Genomic DNA, 19763 nt, shown 5'->3' with positions numbered 1-19763 from the left:
GTTCAGGTGGTGGTGGTTCAGGTGGTGGTGGTTCAGGTGGTGGTAGCCCAAATAATAATGACGGGGATGGCGACGCCGACAGTGATTCTGATTCTGATTCTGATTCTGATGCTGATGCTGATGCTGATGCTGATGCCGACGCTGATTGACGATCTCACCATTGTGGCTGACGTCAATGTCGATGGCGTCGTCAATGCGTCTGAAATTGGCACTGACCGGACAGTTACAGTGCGAATCGGTTTGGGGGCAGATGCTCAGACTGGGAATGTGATTACTGTTAATGATACTGATTACACGGTTGACGCCGAGGACCTGACCAATGGCTTTATTACTGCTGCTGTCGATGCCAACACTCAGGGAGACCTGACCATTGATGTCAGTGCAACCGATATTGAAGGCAACACTGCGACTGATACTGTTAGCGTCACCGTAGATACCACGCCCCGCAACATTGTGGGTGATCTTAGCGTGGTGGCTGATATCAATGCGGATGATCTGCTGAATGCCGGTGAAATTGGTGCTGATGGGCTGGTGAATGTACGGGTTAATCTGGGGCCGGATGCAGCGCTTGGACATACCATTACCGTCAATGGTACGGATTACACTATTGATGCCGATGATTTGACCAATGGCTTTATTACTGCTGAAGTGGATGCAACTACCGAAGGTGAGCTTGATATTACTGCCAGCGTTACTGATGCTGAAGGGAATGTCGATACCAGCACTGATACTGTAACGGTAGATACCATTGTTGATGACCTGCTGGGTGATATCAGCATTACTGCCGACTTTAACAGTGATGGTTTCATTAATGCGGATGAAGCCGGTGACGGTTCAATTGCTGTGCAGGTTGGCCTGGGTGACGATGCAATAGCTGGCACCGTGGTTAGCGTTAATGGCACGGATTACACAGTCAACACCACTGACCTGACCAATGGTTATATCGTTGCCGAAGTGGATGCAGATGAAGAAGGTCTGCTGGATATCAATGTGGCAGCAACCGATACTGATGGCAATGTGGCAACCGATGTTACCTCAGTCACTGTAGATACCGGACTGCCACAGGTTCCAGCCCTGACACTGGCAGGCCTGATCGACAGTGGTACGCTGGGTGATAACATTACCAATGACAATACCTTCACATTGGGACTTAGTGCGGATCTTGAAGCTGGTGCAACGCTTAGCTATCAAATCTCTACCGATGGCGGGACCAGCTGGACAAATACGGATGCCGCACAAACTGGGCTGGCAGATGGCAGCTATCAGTTCCGTGCGGTAGTTACCGATGAAGCCGGAAATGTGGCCACAGGGACAGCGGTTAGTGTTGGTATTGATACTGTATTGCCTGAAATTCCGGGTGCGCTGGCCTTTAGTGCCGACAATACCGTGCTGCTGGGTGAAGGCGAGGCTGGTACCACCGTTCAGGTTCGGGATGCCGATACCAATGAGCTGATGGCAACCACCACAGTCAATGAAAATGGCCAGTATGCGGCAGTCAATGCTGCCGGATTTGCAGGCCGTAGCCTGAGGCTGGTGGCGATTGATACTGCGGGTAATACAGCAGACACTGGAACTACTGATCCGGTTGAAGGAACAAATGGACTGGTGACTGTAGTACAAAACGCAGTGGCCAATTTAAGCGACGACTCTGCCATCTCGCCAACCTCTACACTGATTAACAATCTGGCTGATCCGGATAGCAGCACCTTGAGTGGCCTGACGGGCATTGTGGAGCAGCTCACTGATACCGACCAGCCGGTACTGGGTTCCATTACCGAGCTGGTGGATGCGCTTACCGCTGCCAACAGCGGTGGCGATGAAAATCTGGGTGCGCTGATTAATACCTTGAATGCCGTGGCTGGCTTTCTGGGCAGCAGTGATCCTGATGCCATTGCAGCGGCTACTGACAATCTTGATATCCTGCTGGGTGCAGGGGATGGCACCACTGTGGTATCCGATATCCTCAATGAAACGGTAGCGGGTGGCAACCAGATTGTGTCCGAGCTGCTGGGTGGCTCCATTGGTATCAATATTGATGCGGGGGGTCTGGATGAGCTGGTCAATACGGCCGGTCTGGGTGATGTAGTGAATGGCCTCACTGGCATACTGAATCCTATATTGACCGGTTTGAGCATTCCACTGCAGCTACTGGGCATTAACCTGAATCTGGCCGATATTACCAATGGTCTGGTTACCGCGGTAGACAACCTGCTTTCTGGTGAAGAGGTGATTCAAAACGGGGTGGCTCAGGCCACGGGAGTGCTGGATGAGGTTGCTGCCGGTTTACTGAGTGATGGTGCCCTGCTGGATGAACTCATCGACGTGCTGGGCCTTGACGGTCTGGGAGGCGTGGTCAATACGCTGGTTAGCAGTGTGCTCAGCCCAATTGTTAATAGTGTGGTTGATCTGGCCAATGGTGAAGGGATCCTGTTGCCACCAAACCCCGGTCCTGGCAATTCCAGCACCTTGCTGGATGAGTTGTCCACCATTGTGAATGACCTGACTGGCGGTGATGACACCAATCTGATTCCAGTGAGCAACCTGCTGGATAATGTCATTCGCAATGATGACTTTGTGCTGGGTGATATTGTCAATTCACTCAATGATTTAACCAACACTGATGATGGTGCGCTTGGCGTGCTGACCCAGTTGATTCAGGGCCTGTATAACAGTGATGTCACAGGGCTTGAAGACCTGACACAGGGGCTGGGTGGCCTGCTGAATGGCTTGCTGGATCAAACCGTACAGCCATTAATTGACGGGGTGTTTGAGGGCATCCAGCCTATGCCGGATATGGCCGGTGATGACATGCTGGTCAGTGGTTTAACCAATGAAACGTTTGTGGGCGGCGAGGGCGCAGATAGCCTGATGTACATGCTACTCAGTGAAACTGACAATACAGGCGGCAATGGCAGTGATACCTGGCGTGATTTCCAGGTGGGCAATACCGCCACTGACAATCAGGCTGACCAGATCGACATTGGCGAGCTACTGGTAGGCTACAATGGCGATGGCTCCGCGGCTTCACTGGATGCCTACATTACGGTTACCCAAAATGGTGCCAACACCGTGCTGAGCATTGACCGTGATGGGGAAGGTGGCGCGCATGCCAGCGCTGACCTGCTGACCCTAACCAATGTCAATGTTGATCTGGATACCTTAATGGTCAACCAGCAGATCCTTTTATAGCATTGCATTATTGAAGGTAAACCAACAAAAAGGAGGGCATTCATTGCCCTCCTTTTTATATTTTCAAAAATGATTAAAACCAGACCAACGCCTAAGAAACAGTATTAGCCATTAGGTAATGCCATACTGGATTTCACCATGTCACCCAGCCCCTGCTTGATCAGGTAATGCTCCAGCCAGCTTTTAATCACTGGGGCGCTATCCATTTTTAACACTTCCTGTAGCAGGTTTTTGGCATCGGCCAGCGGCACATGGCTTAAGGTTTTTCGAATGCGCAAAATATTGCTGGAGCTCATGGACAGTACATCAAAACCCATGGCCATCATTAAAATGGCAGTAGTGGGTTCGCCAGCCATTTCACCACAAATGCTAATCGGCTTGTTCAGGTGATGCGCCTCACGCACCAGAAAATTCAGCGCCCGCAGCAAGGCCGGATGATAACTGGAGTACAGGCCAGCGACGCGGGGATTATTGCGGTCAACCGCCAGTAAATACTGGGTCAGGTCGTTGGAGCCCACCGAGAAAAAATCCACCAGCTCTGCCAGATCACGCATTTGCAGCAGGATACTGGGCACTTCAATCATCACGCCCACCTTGGGCATGGCAATTTTAACCTGTTCTTCTTCCTGCACCTCAGCCAGCGAGCGATACAGCAGATACAGCGCTTCTTCCACTTCGGTGACGCTGGTCACCATGGGCAGCAGGATATGCAAATTATTTAAGCCGATACTGGCTTTTAGCATGGCCCGAATCTGGGAAGAAAAAATTTCCGGATGGTCGAGGGTAAAACGAATACCACGCCAGCCCAGTGCCGAGTTTTCTTCTTTAATACTAAAATAGGGCAGGTCTTTATCCGCGCCAATATCCAGCGTGCGCATCACCACCGGTTTGTTGGCAAAATGACTGAGCTGCTGGCGATAAATAATGCGCTGTTCCTCTTCTCCGGGAAAGCGCTCGCGCAGCATAAACGGAATTTCACTGCGATACAGGCCAACACCCTGCGCACCACGCTGCACACCGCGTACCACATCAATCATCAGGCCGGTATTGACATATAGCGTCACCGGATGGCCATCTGGCGTAATGGTTTCACGGTTTTCGTAGCTTTTAAGGTCTTTGGCGGCCTGTTGCTCTTCTTTTTGAATTTCCTTGTAACGCTGGCGCAGGCGACGAATCGGATGCACAAAAATCCGACCCTGATGGGCATCGACAATCATTTCAGCATCATCCAGCGCGGTCACCGGCAATTCAGTGACACCCACTACGGTAGGAATACCTAGCGCACGCGCCACAATCACCATGTGCGAATTGGCCGCCCCTTCTGTGGTGACAATGGCAGCAATATGGTTGAGCGGCATTTCCACCAGCGCTGCCGTGGTAATTTCCTCACCAATTAAAATGCTGTCTTCATTAAATTCGCGGTGCTGGTCATCAGCAGTTTGCAAGCGGGCCAGAATGCGGCGGCCCAGATCCCGAATGTCAGACACCCGTTCACGCAGGTATTCATCTTCCATCTGGGCAAAGTGGGCAGTATGGCTTTCAATGACTTTGCGTACAGCCCCTTGCGCCCAGTTGCCGCCACGAATCAATGCATTAATTTCGGCAGGCAGTGCATTGTCATCCAGCATTCTTAAATAAACGCTAAACAGGGCACGCTCCTCAGCCATCAGCGATTCCTGCATTTTGGCATCCAGCTCGCGGATATCCTGCCGCACGGCAATAATGGCCTGCTTAACCAGTTCCAGCTCTTCGGTAATGTCGTCTGCCTGACGGTCCGGCACGGCATCAAGGTCAGCCGGTGGATAAAACACCACGGCACGGCCAATAGCAACGCCGCCAGCACCGGGCACGCCCTGAAACATTTTTGAGGATTTGGCCAGACTGGGCTTGCGAAACACATCAACCTGACCCACTGCATGGGCATGCGCAATGGCACCGGATAACTGGGCGCACAGCGTGACCAAAAAGGATTCAGCCGCTTCGGTATAAGCGCGGCGTTCGCGGTTTTGCACCACCATGACACCCATCACCTTGCGGCGGTACATGATGGGCACACCCAGAAATGACTTGTACAGTTCTTCGCCGGTTTCCGGCAGATAGCGGAAGCGGGGATGGCTGGCCGCATCCTCAAGGTTGACGATTTCCTCACGCTGGCCGACCAGACCCACCAGACCTTCACCGGTGGCCAGTGACACCACACCCACCGATTCAATATTCAGGCCCTTGGACGCCATAAGCACATAACGCTGGTTGCGCTCATCCAGCAGATATACCGAGCACACCTCCGAGCCCATGGCATCGGCCACCTGTTCCACCATCACTTCCAGTGCTTCATGCAGGCTGGCAGCCGCATCGACCTCCTGGACGATACGCCTTAAAGTTTCCAGCTGCATTGCCGACATGCTTGTTCTCCGTGTAATGCGTATAACCGCATTGGCTTATTTCACTACTATATTTTAATAATAGAAAGTTTTAAAGGCTGCCTGTTTTAAAGGTTGCTGTGGGTTTTACCAAGTCAGTTGGGGTGGCTGTTAAAGTTCCTTGCTTCTTAATGGATTGAGTGCCTTGCCGGGTAAACGGCGACAAAGTTCAATCATGGCCTTGCGGTATACATCACGTTTAAAGGCAACCACCTGCGTCAGGGGATACCAGTAACTCACCCATGTCCACTGGTCAAATTCGGCCGGGGCACAGGCATCCAGCCGGATCAGTTGTTGCGAGGCTTTAAGCTGCAACAAAAACCACTTTTGTTTTTGGCCAATACAGACAGGATTGCTGTCCTGCCGGACATAGCGATGTGGCAAACGATAACGCAACCAACCCCGGGTTTGCGCCAGTATTTGGACATGGTCGGGTAATAGCCCGACTTCTTCCCAAAGCTCACGATAAACTGCCTGCTCGGGTGTTTCACCGAACTGAATGCCACCCTGAGGGAACTGCCATGCATTGTGGCCAATTCGCTTGGCCCACAACACCTGTCCATCTTCGTTTGCCAATATGATCCCGACATTGGGTCGGAAACCTTCGGAGTCGATCATTTGGCGTACCTTAATTTTGTTAAAAGCGTTTCTTTGATTTTTTGGGATTTGGCCTTCACACAAATCATCACATGAGAAATCAAAGAATAAGCAATGAAATTTGCTATGATCTTACCGAATTTCTGGCCTATAGCGGTGAGAGATTTACATTTTTTTGTGAGCAAATTATCAAAAGTAGGGGTTGGCGGATGAAGCTGGCGTTATTTGATCTGGATCATACATTACTGAACATTGATTCAGATCACGCATGGGGCGAATTTCTGATTTACAAGCAACTGGTTGATGAAGCCCAGCACCGTAGCCGCAATGATCAGTTTTATGAGGATTATCAGGCAGGTACACTGGATGCAGTGGCTTACAATGAGTTTGTATTTGAGTTTTTAAGCCGGCATGACATGGATTATTTAAAGACCATTCATGCTGAATTTATGCAGGAAATCATTGTGCCTGCCATGCGGCCAAAAGGGCAAGATGCCATTGCGCGTCATCAGCAGGCTGGCCACCATATTGTGATTATTACCGCCACCAATTCCTTTGTTACCCGCCCCATTGCTGATGCGTTTGGGGTCACTGACCTGATTGCCAGCCAGCCTGAAATCTGTGATAACCGTTATAGTGGACGCTTACAGGGCGAACCGTGTTTTCAGGCTGGCAAACTGCATCACCTCAAGCAATGGCTGGCGGAGCGTCGTGCAGCAATTGAAGAAAGCTGGGGCTATTCCGATTCGTTTAATGACCGCTTCCTGCTGGAATTTGTTGATCATCCGGTGGCAGTGAATCCGGATACCCGGTTGCATGCCCATGCGCTGGCTCATGCGTGGCCGGTAGAAGACTGGTCGATTCAGGCCGAAGTTTAAATTTCACTTTAAATTATGGGTGAAACATGACAGAAAGACGCATTGGCTTAAAGGCAGCAGTCTTACGCTAATTGGTTTTTCTGCCATTCTGGCTGCTTTGGCATTGCTGGATATATCTGGGCATTATTTGTGACAAAGTATCTGGCTTAGAGCAAAATCAAATCTGTGTCATAAAATGGTCATATCCAGCCCTTAAAATGAAGACAGAAAATAAAAAACAGTGGTTAATAACAACCCGTAACAGCGGCGAGAACAATAAAAGCCGTTAAGCAATAACTGAAAATAATAAGCTAAAACAACAATCAGGGAGTGAATCATTTTTTATGCTGGAACAATTACTAAAAGTCCCAAGAGACATACCCGTCATTAGATTTTACTGGGTGCTTATTCCACTTGTTTGTATGCTAACGGCCTATCTGTGGCTGGATGTATTCTGGACAGGCTGGGTTTTGATCCCCTGCATGTTTTTGATCGCCAGTAGCAATCTGTACATGGAATCGATTCGGCGACGACGAGGCCTTGCACGGATTGCTGCAATACGGCTAGACCCTATATTCTGGCAGCGTTTTAGCCAGCTTTACCCGGATGTAGGCCTACGAGGACGACGGCTAATTGAACAGGGTTTTAAGGATTATCTGGGTTTGCAGGTCATCAACCGTGACCCCTGCGCCATGCCATCCAGCGCAGTGGATGCCTTATGGCATGTGATGCTGGAATTTCCACTGCAATACCAGCAGCTTTGTCAGCAAACGCTAGGGCGTTATCTGAACCATCGGCCTTATGCTGACAACCGGTTTTATGCTGACAACCGGTTTTATGCTGACAACAGTATCAGCAGTCAGGATGAACAGGCCCAGCAATTGTGTCATGCGTGGCGTTATAGCTGCATATTAAATGGTGTAAACCCCAGTACTACCACCATGCTGCCAAGGCTGTTTGCCATAGATGCCGCGCTGGAATGGCCCAGTGCACAGATTTATGAGCTGGAGCAACTAAAGCAGCAGTACCGGCAATATTTAAAAAATCAGTCAAATTCATCGGGCAGTAGTGGCTGTAGCTCGTGCAGTAGCTGTGGTGGCGACTGATAGTACCATGCATGCCTTTAATTGGTTGAGCAAAGGGCTATTAGTGCTGCTGCCGCCCGTGACTGGGTTCGGGCCGGATGCGTTACCATACCCAGTTCACGACTTAAGGCCAGTGGCAAATCCAGTGCCACCAGCTCATGGTTAATCAGGGTACTGGGCAACACCGACCAGCCGAGGCCAATCGACACCAGCATGCGAATGGATTCCAGCGGATTGGTGCTCATGTTGGCATGTGGCTTTAAACCATGCTGTTCAAAAGCCTGTAAAGTAATTTGACTGGTATAGGTATGTGCTGCCGGTAGCAGGCAGGGAAAATTAACCAAATCTTCCAGTTTCAGGTTGTGCTGCTGGCTCAGCGCATGAAATGGAGCCACCACAAATTGAAGAGCATCCTGCCATAATGGCTGGTAATTCAGCCGGGCATCAAACTGCGGGGGCAGGGTTAAAAACGCCAGTTCCAGCTCGCCACTTAGTACCGCCTGATGTGCCTGTTCAGAGTCGACAAAATGCACATCCAGTTGCACTTCGGGATACTGCTGCACGTATTGCTTTAAAATGGATGGCAAATGATGCAGGCCAATATGGTGGCTGGTGCCAATGCGCAAAATGCCGCCAATCCGGTTTTGTGCATGGCTTAGGGCATGCTTGATGTCCTCATATTCCAGCAACCAGTGCTTGACCCGTGGCAGCAGTTCATGCGCAGCTTGCGTGGGCTGGATGCCCCGTCCGGCAGGCTCAAACAGGCGTACATTCAGTTCTTCTTCCAGACTTTTCAGGCGTTTGGTAATGGCAGGCTGAGTGAGAAACAGCTTCTCGGCGGCTAAGGATACCGAGCCAGTTTGCATCACCGCCAGAAACGCATCAAAGTTGGATAGGTTCACTTAGGTGATTTCCGGTATTGTTTAGTCAAAAAATCATAGTTTATTTTTGGATCATTTTAAACCAAGCCAAATCGGTATAAAAAAATGGTTCAGACTAAACCCGTCTTTAGAGGACTAGCTTGAACTATCAGTGACAAATAGGGACTGAATACTCAAACCAAAAAAAGCTTAATTTACGTCGGTTGTTTTATCCCATGCGCGCTCATGAAAGAAAAAGGCAAAGGCCTGTACAGTAGGTTCCAGCAGGCTTAAGGTTAAGGCCATAATCAGATTGCCAGTAACCGTATAAGCGACTAGTGCAGCCACGGTAATATGCAGAATGTAATAGCTTAAGGTCTTTTTTAAGGTGCGCTGGTGTTCTACCATGAAGCTTTGAATATGTGCCATTGCCTGTTTTTCCATTGAATACCGGGAATAAACACAGCTTAGCGTTAAGGTGTTAATTGGTAAAACCGTAATTATTTATGAGGTTGATTGGTTGAGACGATGATTGATTTCTAAAGTGATCAGTTATGATAAAAAAATGAATTTAATCATATTTAATAAATTCATTCCTGTACTGTTTTTTATTAAAATTTTGATTTAAGTATAGAGGATGATTGTGGAAAATTTTATAACAATCATAAACACCGTAATAAATCTTTTTTCTTTCCTTATAAACAGCAGGATTTGAAAAAAAACTTAATCTCCAGCCATCTAAGCAAACAAATTTATAAAGTACTAAAGTCTTATAGTTGGGAAAATTGAGCATTTTAAAAATAGCGCATGTTTGTTTTGCATAACTTATAGTCATAAAGTAGGTGATTAAACAGACCAGTGCAACAATTGGTGAAAAAACTATAATAGAAATCGTAACGAGGGTTTTTAAGTCTTCCCAATGAACAACTGAAGTAAAAGCAGCAGGTAAAAAAATAATAAAAAAACTGAAAAATAGGCATAAAAACAAAACTACCATTATACCTAATTGGAATATTTCAATCAAAGTTTGCATCTTGGTCAATCCCATAGCTGGATGCAGATGTAACATTCCATTTTCTAGATTTAATATTGCAAGCACAATTCTTTGCTTTAAAAAACTGTACTTATAAATAACTTTAATTGTATCCCCATTTTTGAATTGAAGAGTTGTAAAAATTCCATAAATTGGATATTTGCCAAGTCGGCAGTAAAAATTCTGAGCATCATACCCTCTTCCGTGTCTACCCCAAGGAATATAATCGCGTTTAGTTTCCAGTTCTGACACTATACCGTGAAGTAAATATAGGTTAATCATTTTAGTTATTCTCAATATAATAGATTCTTTGAGAAAGCATGCTTTTGCTTTCGATACGCTCAAGCTATAAACATTTTAAAGCAAATATTTGGATTGCGGATCATAGAAGCTTAGCAAAATTTTGATGTAATGAGCTTAATTCTTTATAGACTAACACTTTAGAAGTAAAACTTAACTCTAAACATCCTAAACACATTCTAAAAAGTTTGTTAAATGATAAAAATGATAAATTAGTGTTATTTAAAAAACACCTTATAATAAGCCTATAGCAATTCTTACCCAGCATTGGCGAGGCAAATAATATGGCCGGTAAAACACTTTACGACAAATTATGGGACGACCATTTGGTCAAGCAGCGCGACGATGGTTCGTGCCTGATTTACATTGATCGCCAGTTACTGCATGAAGTAACCAGCCCACAGGCATTTGAAGGCCTGCAACTGGCTGGCCGCAAGCCATGGCGTCTGGATGCCAATATTGCTACCCCAGACCACAACGTGCCGACTGACAAGGCAGAGCGTGAAGAAGGCATTGCTGGCATCAAGGATGATACCTCGCGCATTCAGGTAAAAACCCTAGATGAAAACTGCAAGGCGTTTGATATTGTTGAGTTTGATATTAATGACATCCGTCAGGGCATTGTGCATGTGGTTGGGCCGGAACAGGGCTTAACCTTACCTGGCATGACCGTAGTGTGTGGCGATTCACATACTGCTACCCACGGCGCATTTGGTTGTCTGGCGCATGGCATTGGCACCTCTGAGGTGGAGCATGTACTGGCTACCCAGTGTTTGATCCAGAAAAAATCCAAAAACATGCTCATTCGTGTGGATGGCGTGCTTGGCGCTGGCGTTACCCCAAAAGACGTGGTGCTGGCCATTATTGCCAAAATTGGTACGGCGGGTGGCACTGGTTATGCCATTGAGTTTGGCGGTCAGGTGTTCCGCGATATGTCGATGGAAGGCCGCATGACCGTGTGCAACATGGCCATTGAAGCCGGTGCACGCGTAGGGATGGTGGCGGTGGATGACAAAACCATTGCCTATGTGAAAGACAAGCCATATTCGCCCAAGGCCGAGCAGTGGGATCAGGCGGTTGCTTACTGGAACACCCTGCATTCTGATAACGATGCAGTGTTTGATGCCGTGGTTGAAATTGACGGCGCCAGCATTGAGCCTCAAGTGTCGTGGGGCACTTCACCTGAAATGGTGATTCCGGTAACCCAGCCAGTACCTACCCTTGCACAAGCCAAGGATGACGTGCAGCGCAATGACTGGACCCGTGCTTATCAGTATATGGGTTTAACCGCTGGTCAGGCCTTAAGTGAGATTCCGCTGGACCGGGTATTTATTGGTTCCTGCACCAATTCACGCATTGAAGACTTGCGCGCTGCGGCTGAAGTCATCAAGGGTCGTAAAGTAGCCTCAAGCATTAAACAGGCCATGGTGGTGCCGGGTTCTGGTCTGGTGAAACAGCAAGCTGAAGCCGAAGGGCTGGACAAGGTCTTTGTCGAAGCAGGCTTTCAATGGCGTGAGCCGGGCTGCTCGATGTGTCTGGCCATGAATGCCGACAAACTGCAACCGGGTGAACACTGTGCTTCTACTTCAAACCGTAACTTTGAGGGGCGTCAGGGCAATGGCGGACGCACGCATCTGGTGAGTCCAGCCATGGCAGCGGCAGCAGCACTGGCAGGTCATTTTGTTGATGTGCGTCATTTCTGATGATCTTTTATTTCTAAAAACCCTAAATCTCCTTGTTTAAGGGGATTTAAAATTCTTGTGATTTTTTAGGAAGCAAACATGAAACCCTATACCATTGAACAAGGTTTGGTTGCGCCGCTGGATCGTGCCAATGTCGACACCGACCTGATCATTCCCAAACAGTTTTTAAAGTCCATCAAGCGCACTGGCTTTGGTGCCAACCTGTTTGATGAATTGCGCTATCTGGACGAAGGCTATCTGGGGCTGGACAATGATAAACGGCCCAAAAACCCTGATTTTGTGCTGAATCAGCCCCGTTATCAGGGTGCGAGCGTTCTGTTGGCACGTACCAATTTTGGTTGTGGTTCCAGCCGTGAACATGCGCCATGGGCACTGGAAGAATATGGCTTTAGAACCGTGATTGCGCCCAGCTTTGCTGATATTTTCTTTAATAACTGCTTTAAAAATGGCATGTTGCCAGTCATTTTGCCCGAAGAAATCGTTGACCAGTTATTTAATGAGTGTCAGGCACAGGAAGGCTATCAGTTGACAGTCGATTTGCCGAACCAACTGGTAAAAACACCAAGCGGCCAGGAATTTGCCTTTAGCATTGATGAGTTCCGCAAGCATTGCCTGATCAATGGGCTGGATGACATTGGCCTGACCTTGCAGGATGGTGCGGTTATTTCAGAGTTTGAGGCCAAAGCAAAGCAATCGCGTCCCTGGGTTTTTAATAGTTTACGACCTTAAGGTCAGCAGATTGGAAGTGCGCGATAAGGCAATCTGAGGTATAGTTGGCCGGTTTATACTTTCATTTTTAAGTATTCACCAGACACTATTTTAGTTCGGGTACATCGGGGTACACCCATTGATGGAGCACTTGGTTGCCATGTACAAAGCGGGTTTAACAGGTTTTGCAGTCGGGCTGTTGTGCGCAGGTTTGGCGGGATGCCAGATATTGCCGAAATCATCAAAAATGTCAGGCATGGCCCAACAGCCACGTCTTTCTGCTGCCATGGTTGAGGCACTGGAAAGCCCGCCGCCCAAAGGGCTGGTTGGCTTGCATTGTTCCGGTGGGATTGGTGGCTGTGAATTTGCCAAACTTAATAACATTGTGGTGATTCATGAGGTCACGCGGCAGCCCACGGAAGAAGCTATTCACGCATCCGTTGTACGCTTTGAAGACAACAGCCTGAGCAGTCCACAAGGCGCCCGGTACTTTATTACCATGCGTCCCGGCCATAATGAGGTTAAGGTGCGTTTTTATCCGGTCACTCCTGATCGTGCGGAAAACTTTGCCCTGATTCATGACTTCCGTGCAGACCGGACTTACCGGCTAAACATGTTTCGGCAGCGTAATACGGATGCGTCAGCCAGCCTGCTTAGTGCAGCCACGCCAGACCCGCTGTGTGTTGACCTGCTGGAAAATGACAAAGTGCTGCGCCGTTTCTGTCGCCCGTTTGATCCGGCCACGGGACTGGGCGAATTTTTAGAGCAGCGGATTGCAGCTAAATAGTTCAGTATTTGCATAGATCAATATTTTTAACAGGGCAGTATTTCACATAGATTTACCCCGAACAGATTGATGAGTGGAATAAGATAATGTCAAAACAGATTTTAATTTTGGCGGGTGATGGAATTGGCCCGGAAATCATGTCAGCAGCAGAGCATGTGCTGAATGTAGTGAATGAAAAGTTCAATCTGGGCTTAAGCTGGGAACATGGGCTGCTGGGTGGCTGTGCCATTGATGCCCATGGCGTACCGCTACCGGATGTTACGCTGGATGCCGCCAGAAAAGCCGATGCCGTACTGCTGGGTGCCGTTGGTGGGCCAAAGTGGGACACCATTGAGCGCTCGATTCGTCCAGAACGCGGCTTGCTCAAAATCCGTAGTGAACTGAATTTGTTTGCCAATTTGCGTCCTGCCATTTTGTATCCGCAACTGGCCGATGCTTCAAGCCTTAAGCCTGAAATTGTGGCGGGTCTGGATATCCTGATTGTGCGGGAACTGACGGGTGGCATTTATTTTGGCCAGCCACGGGGTATCCGCACGCTGGAAAATGGCGAAAAGCAGGGTTACAACACTGATGTTTACTCAGAATCTGAAATCAAGCGCATTGCCAAGGTGGCCTTTGAGCTGGCTGGCTTGCGTGGTGGTAAGGTCTGTTCGGTAGACAAGGCCAACGTGCTGGAAGTGACTGAACTGTGGAAGCAAACCGTCACTGACCTTGCGGCCAGCGAATATCCGAATATCCAGTTATCACACATGTATGTAGACAACGCTGCCATGCAACTGGTGCGTGCGCCCAAGCAGTTTGATGTGATTGTTACCGGCAACCTGTTTGGCGATATCCTGTCCGATGAAGCAGCCATGCTCACGGGTTCCATTGGTATGCTGCCGTCTGCCAGTCTGGATGAAAGTGGCAAGGGCATGTATGAGCCATGTCATGGGTCGGCACCGGATATTGCAGGCAAGGGGATTGCCAATCCGTTAGCCACCATTTTATCGGTGGCCATGATGCTGCGCTATACTTTCCGTGAAGAAACCGCTGCCAAAGCCATTGAAGACGCTGTGGGTAAGGTACTGGATCAGGACCTTCGTACCGGCGACATCATGTCAGAGGGCATGACGCAGGTCGGCACTCAAGCTATGGGCGAAGCCGTGGTAAAAGCGCTGGCCTAATAGTTATTAGGGTTTTGAAAAAAGCTGATGGAAACGTCAGCTTTTTTTATGCCTGGGTTTTAAGCTCGGCATTTTTTGAATGCCGGGCAGCTGAACAGGGTTTGCTTTACCTAAAAATACATTTTAAAAATAAAGCCACATGTCATTTTTTATACGGGCTTGCTAGGGTAAGAACAAATTCAAAATCAGCGAACCTCGCAACGGAGAACATCATGGCAAAAATTGCATTTCTGGTGCATAACCATTTTGAACAGGTCGAACTGACTGAAACCCGGGAAATTCTGGAAGATCATGGTCATAGCACCGTGCTGATTACTGCGGAAGACCAGACCGTACAGGGCATGGAAAGTGATGTAAATAAAAAGGATGAGTTTCAGGCTGACTTATTGCTTAAAGATGCCAAGTGTGAGGATTATGATGCACTGGTACTACCGGGCGGCACAGTCAATGCCGATAAGCTACGGGTAAATCCCATGGCCCAAAAACTGGTTAAGGAATTTTTAAATGCAGACCGCTTGGTGGCGGCTATCTGTCATGCGCCATGGCTGCTGATTTCCAGTGGTGTGGTCGCGGGCAAGGACATTACCGCCTATGACAGCTTGAAAGATGACCTGACCAATGCCGGGGCCAACTATCAGGATGAACCAGTCGTGCGTGATGGCGATATTATTACCAGCCGCAAGCCGGATGATATTCCTGCTTTTGCTCAGGCGATTGATGAGTTTTTTATCAAGCATGACTCCAAGTAGCGCAAGTATTTTGCAGCCACCTGAAGCGTTGCTTGTCATTTAAAACCTTTGACTTAAACAGCTTGGCAGTTAAACCTGATCGGTTTCGCTGCTGTCACTGCCAAATAGCGAGCGGCGCTGTTCACGCGGAATAGCAGGGCACTGGCTGGAAATCTGGTACAGCACGTTGCCAAGGTTTGGCAGGTGAGTACCCACCACAGATTTGCCGGAAGTCAGCAATGACACACTAATGTCACGCGCCGGGTCAGCCCAGCAGAAAATGTTGGAAAACCCAATATGGCCGAATGCCTGTCCGGTCATGGGGCCAAACAGGCCAACCGGATTACTGCCCAGCATTGGGCCAAGTGCATAGCGCATGGGTGCCAGCAAGGTGCGGTCCAAGCTGGTGCCGGATGTGGGCAGGGTGGCCCTGAATACCGTGCGCGGCGATAAAATCTGTTTGCCGTTATAGCTACCGCCACTCAATAGCATTTCAAAGAAACGGCCTGCCTGTTCGGCACTGGTGTAAATATTGCCAGCCGGACAAATGGTTTCCATAAAGCGCGGGTCATTGGTCACGTCTACCGCCAGTTGCAAGCCGCCGCCCAGCACATGATTCAAGTATTTATCGGTGCCAAGGCCCGGATGCAGGCCAGTGGCGTAGTTCATGGCCACCTGATCGCGCATTTCCGGTTTTAAGCCATAGTTGAAGTATTCCATCCCCATCGGCTGTTCAATTTGCTCATGCAGAAAAGTCCGCAAGTCCTGTCCGGTCACCCGTTCAATAATTTCACCCAGAATGTAGCCCGCTGTCACCGCATGATAGGCCAGCCGTGAGCCAGCCGCCGATACGGGTGCAGCCTTGTACAGTCGCTGCATGATGGCGTCACGGTTAAACAGCAGCTCTGGCGTCACATCGCCTTCAATTTTGGGAATACCGCCACGATGCGCCAACAAATGAAAAATGGTGGCACGGCGCTTGCCATTCACCCCATATTCAGGAATGTAATAACTCACCGGGTCCAGCAGGTTAATGGCACCCTGTTCATCCAGCAGGTGAACCAGCATGGCAGTCACAATTTTGGAAGCAGAAAACAGGCACACCGGCGTGCCGGGGTTGGCAACCCTGGCGTCAATTGCTATCCCTTCGGCAGAGTTACCATGTACATGGCCCAGCGAGCGGTTCAGGATAACTTGCCCCTGACGGCGCAGGCAAAATGTCACCAGCGGATAGTTGCCGGTTTTATACAGTGACTCAATACTGCGCCAGATTTTATTGACCTGCTGGTTACTCATGCCGCCTGCTTCAGCGGGTTGTTCATCCTGCTGGCGGGTGATGGCCGATAAATTCTTGGGAACATGGCAGGTATTGGTAGACAGTAATTTCACGTTCAATTCATCGCTTGTTGGCAATATTGGCTTTGAGTGTGCCTGCCATGGAACAAAAAGTCAGTGTCCAAAATGACAGCAATCTGAAAACAATTTTGCAATCATGCTGCATTTACTTTAAAATATGCGACTGCTGTAGTGATGCACGGCATTCATTGATGGCCATTGCGCAAGCAAAACGCCTTTCATGAAATTTTCGCATCTTTTATTGAAGCATCTCGGAGAGTCCTCATGGCTTTAGACAACACAGACCGCGCTGATATCATCGCAAAATTTGCTCGTGCAGAAAATGACACGGGTTCACCGGAAGTTCAGGTTGCACTGCTGACTGCACAAATCAATGATTTGCAAGGTCACTTCAAAGCGCACAAGCACGACCATCACAGCCGTCGTGGCCTGATCCGCAAAGTAAACCAGCGTCGTAAACTGCTGGACTACTTAAAAGGCAAAGACAGCGAGCGTTATCAATCTCTGATTGGTGCACTGGGTCTACGTCGTTAAGACGAGCCAGATGATCAACTGTTCAAACCGCTATTATTTAATGGTTATGGGCAACTGGTCGTATCTAATGAACAGACTTCATTAGAATTGGGGAAGGGGCGATTATTCGCTCCTTCTTTGTATGTTCACTGTACGGCGTAAAGCGGCTTCTAACGCCTGTTATTCAAACGATAAATAAAAAATTATTATAGATAACAGTCGTTAGGGGCCTTGCGCCACCAAAAATTGATTAAGGAAAAATTATAGATGTCGATGTTTAATATTGTTCGTAAAGAATTCCAATATGGCCAGCATACCGTGGTACTGGAAACCGGCCGCATTGCCCGTCAGGCCAATACCGTATTTGTGACCATGGGTGGCGTTAGCGTGCTGGTTGCTGTTGTTGCCCAGCCAACCGCCAAAGCCGGTCAGGATTTCTTCCCGCTGACCGTGAACTATCAGGAAAAACAATATGCGGCTGGCCGTATTCCTGGTGGCTATGGCAAGCGTGAAGGCCGTGCGTCAGAAGCAGAAACCCTGATTTCGCGCCTGATTGACCGTCCAATCCGTCCATTGTTCCCGGAAGGTTACTACAACGAAATTCAGGTCACTGCATCGGTGGTGTCTTCTGACAAAACCATGCATGCCGATATTGCTGCCATGCTGGGTACGTCTGCGGCGCTGGCGATTGCCGGTACTCCGTTTAAAGGCCCGATTGGTGCAGCCCGTGTTGGCTTCATCAATGGTGAATACATTTTAAACCCGACAATTGCCCAGCTTCAGGAAGGTGATCTGGATCTGGTGGTTGCCGGTACGGACAAAGCCGTCCTGATGGTGGAATCAGAAGCCAAAGAGCTGTCTGAAGACCAGATGCTGGGTGCCGTCCTGTTTGGCCATGATGAAATGCAGGTTGCAGTTGCTGCCATTAAGGATTTTGCAGCGCAAGTGGGTGCCCAGCCAAGTAACTGGACGGCGCCAGCGGTTAACACTGAACTGCAAGACAAGCTAAAAGCCCGTTTTGAAGCGCAGGTTTCTGAAGCCTATACCTTAACGGTTAAGCAGGAACGCTATGCTGCACTGGATGCCATTAAGGAAGCCGCACTGGCTGAGTTTGCACCAGAAGGTTCTGACGCTGGTTTAAGCGATGAAGTCGCCAACCTGTTTGAAGACTTAAAATACCGTACCGTGCGTGACAACATTTTGTCTGGCAAGCCACGTATTGATGGCCGTGATACCAAAACTGTTCGCGCGCTGGATGTACAGGTTGGTGTGCTGCCGCGTACCCATGGTTCTGCGCTGTTTACCCGTGGTGAAACTCAGGCACTGGTGACTGCAACGCTGGGTAACACCCGTGATGCCCTGATGGTGGATACACTGGCCGGCACCAAAACCGATAACTTCATGCTGCATTATAACTTCCCAGCGTATTCTGTAGGTGAAACTGGCCGCGAGTCTGGCCCGAAGCGCCGTGAAATTGGTCATGGCCGTCTGGCCCGTCGTGGTGTGCAGGCGGTATTGCCACCGGCTGACCGCTTCCCGTATGTTCTGCGTATTGTGTCTGACATTACCGAATCCAATGGTTCTTCTTCTATGGCCTCGGTATGTGGTGCCAGCCTTGCACTGATGGATGCCGGTGTTCCCTTAAAAGCACCAGTGGCTGGTATTGCCATGGGTCTGGTTAAGGAAGGCGAGCGCTTTGCCGTACTGTCCGATATTCTGGGTGATGAAGATCACTTGGGCGACATGGACTTTAAGGTAGCTGGTTCTGCCAATGGCATTACCGCCCTGCAAATGGACATCAAGATTGAAGGTATCACTGAAGAAATCATGGAAGTGGCGCTGAATCAGGCCTATTCCGGACGTATTCATATCCTGAATGCCATGAATCAGGTACTAAACCGTGCCCGTCCAGAAATCAACATGCATGCACCAACTTATGCAGTCATCCAGATTAATCCGGACAAGATTCGTGACGTGATTGGTAAAGGTGGTGCGACCATTCGTGCCCTGACCGAAGAAACCGGTGCTTCTGTTGATATCGAAGACAATGGAACCGTGCGTGTGTTTGGTGAAAGCAAAGCAGCCACTGCCGCTGCCATTGCCAAAATTCAGGCACTGACTGCTGAAGTGGAGCCGGGCACCATTTATACTGGTACTGTGGTACGCATTGTTGAATTTGGTGCATTTGTGAATATTCTGCCGGGCACTGATGGCCTGCTGCATATTTCTCAAATTTCCAATGAGCGCATTGCCAATGTGGCTGACGTACTGACCGAAGGCCAGAAAGTTCAGGTACAGGTACAGGATGTTGACCAGCGTGGCCGCATCAAGCTGTCCATGAAAGACATTCCACAGGCATAACAACAGGTCATATGACCTTGCCTGTTGAGAATTGCTGAGAAAAGTCCGCTTAGGCGGGCTTTTTTATTGGTCGGTCACTCAACAATATAATTGTACCTTG

Annotated in this window: 16 protein-coding genes; 10 read left to right on the top strand and 6 right to left on the bottom strand. The window is 48.9% G+C overall.

The annotated features are described in order from the left end of the window. The first annotated feature begins 81 nt into the window (after positions 1-81). Positions 82-3189, top strand: a complete 3108-nt coding sequence (locus BKE30_RS01515; RefSeq protein ID WP_227518286.1) for an Ig-like domain-containing protein — start codon at positions 82-84, stop codon at positions 3187-3189. 104 nt (positions 3190-3293) lie between these two features. Here BKE30_RS01515 and ptsP read toward each other — a convergent pair whose 3' ends face one another. Continuing rightward, positions 3294-5591: a phosphoenolpyruvate--protein phosphotransferase gene (gene ptsP / locus BKE30_RS01510; RefSeq protein WP_076876889.1), complete on the bottom strand. Its 2298-nt coding sequence runs from the start codon at positions 5589-5591 to the stop codon at positions 3294-3296. A 129-nt stretch (positions 5592-5720) separates the two neighbouring features. Next, positions 5721-6227 carry an RNA pyrophosphohydrolase gene (locus tag BKE30_RS01505; protein ID WP_026472375.1) on the bottom strand — a complete coding sequence of 169 codons (507 nt, stop codon included), beginning with the start codon at positions 6225-6227 and terminating at the stop codon, positions 5721-5723. 188 nt (positions 6228-6415) lie between these two features. Between BKE30_RS01505 and BKE30_RS01500 the strand changes: the two genes are divergently transcribed. Both BKE30_RS01500 and BKE30_RS01495 read left to right on the top strand, forming a co-directional pair. After that, complete coding sequence (locus BKE30_RS01500) at positions 6416-7084, top strand: histidinol-phosphatase (protein WP_076876888.1); 669 nt, start codon at positions 6416-6418, stop codon at positions 7082-7084. A gap of 491 nt (positions 7085-7575) precedes the next feature. Further along, complete coding sequence (locus BKE30_RS01495) at positions 7576-8169, top strand: glycine-rich domain-containing protein (protein WP_227518285.1); 594 nt, start codon at positions 7576-7578, stop codon at positions 8167-8169. 17 nt (positions 8170-8186) lie between these two features. Here BKE30_RS01495 and BKE30_RS01490 read toward each other — a convergent pair whose 3' ends face one another. The 3 genes from BKE30_RS01490 to BKE30_RS01480 all read right to left on the bottom strand — a co-directional run bounded on the left by BKE30_RS01490 (position 8187) and on the right by BKE30_RS01480 (position 10323). Continuing rightward, positions 8187-9050, bottom strand: coding sequence for a LysR family transcriptional regulator (locus BKE30_RS01490; protein WP_076876886.1), 864 nt, complete (start codon positions 9048-9050; stop codon positions 8187-8189). A gap of 168 nt (positions 9051-9218) precedes the next feature. After that, on the bottom strand, positions 9219-9437 hold the full coding sequence (locus BKE30_RS01485) for a DUF2061 domain-containing protein (protein WP_076876914.1): 219 nt from the start codon (positions 9435-9437) through the stop codon (positions 9219-9221). 142 nt (positions 9438-9579) lie between these two features. Beyond that, the gene (locus tag BKE30_RS01480) at positions 9580-10323 is read right to left on the bottom strand and encodes a hypothetical protein (RefSeq protein WP_076876885.1); all 744 of its coding nucleotides are present in this window, start codon (positions 10321-10323) and stop codon (positions 9580-9582) included. Between the two features lie 302 nt (positions 10324-10625). On the opposite strand from BKE30_RS01480, the gene leuC reads away from it, so the two are divergent. The 5 genes from leuC (at position 10626) to BKE30_RS01455 (ending at position 15454) form a co-directional block, all read left to right on the top strand. After that, entirely contained in the window at positions 10626-12044 is a 1419-nt protein-coding gene (gene leuC / locus BKE30_RS01475; protein ID WP_076876884.1) for a 3-isopropylmalate dehydratase large subunit, read from the top strand. Between the two features lie 78 nt (positions 12045-12122). Then, positions 12123-12773 (top strand): 3-isopropylmalate dehydratase small subunit, encoded by a 651-nt coding sequence (gene leuD / locus BKE30_RS01470; protein WP_076876883.1) that lies wholly within the window; start codon positions 12123-12125, stop codon positions 12771-12773. A 121-nt stretch (positions 12774-12894) separates the two neighbouring features. Then, positions 12895-13539, top strand: coding sequence for a hypothetical protein (locus BKE30_RS01465; RefSeq protein WP_143253615.1), 645 nt, complete (start codon positions 12895-12897; stop codon positions 13537-13539). An 86-nt stretch (positions 13540-13625) separates the two neighbouring features. Next, a complete protein-coding gene (gene leuB / locus BKE30_RS01460) occupies positions 13626-14705 on the top strand; it encodes a 3-isopropylmalate dehydrogenase (RefSeq protein ID WP_076876882.1) in 1080 nt (359 codons plus the stop codon). A gap of 212 nt (positions 14706-14917) precedes the next feature. After that, a complete protein-coding gene (locus BKE30_RS01455; protein ID WP_076876881.1) occupies positions 14918-15454 on the top strand; it encodes a type 1 glutamine amidotransferase domain-containing protein in 537 nt (178 codons plus the stop codon). Positions 15455-15523: 69 nt separating this feature from the next. Here BKE30_RS01455 and BKE30_RS01450 read toward each other — a convergent pair whose 3' ends face one another. After that, positions 15524-16822: a serine hydrolase domain-containing protein gene (locus BKE30_RS01450; RefSeq protein ID WP_076876880.1), complete on the bottom strand. Its 1299-nt coding sequence runs from the start codon at positions 16820-16822 to the stop codon at positions 15524-15526. Between the two features lie 231 nt (positions 16823-17053). Here BKE30_RS01450 and rpsO point away from each other — a divergent pair, with 231 nt between their 5' ends. Together rpsO and pnp are read left to right on the top strand one after the other, a co-directional pair. Continuing rightward, complete coding sequence (gene rpsO / locus BKE30_RS01445; protein ID WP_076876879.1) at positions 17054-17323, top strand: 30S ribosomal protein S15; 270 nt, start codon at positions 17054-17056, stop codon at positions 17321-17323. 252 nt (positions 17324-17575) lie between these two features. Next, complete coding sequence (pnp, locus tag BKE30_RS01440) at positions 17576-19663, top strand: polyribonucleotide nucleotidyltransferase (RefSeq protein WP_143253618.1); 2088 nt, start codon at positions 17576-17578, stop codon at positions 19661-19663. The last annotated feature ends 100 nt before the right edge of the window (positions 19664-19763 follow it).

Source organism: Alkanindiges hydrocarboniclasticus, assembly GCF_001982605.1.
In the GTDB taxonomy this organism is placed as follows: Bacteria; Pseudomonadota; Gammaproteobacteria; order Pseudomonadales; family Moraxellaceae; genus Alkanindiges; species Alkanindiges hydrocarboniclasticus.
This window is presented reverse-complemented; position numbering and strand designations above follow the sequence as displayed.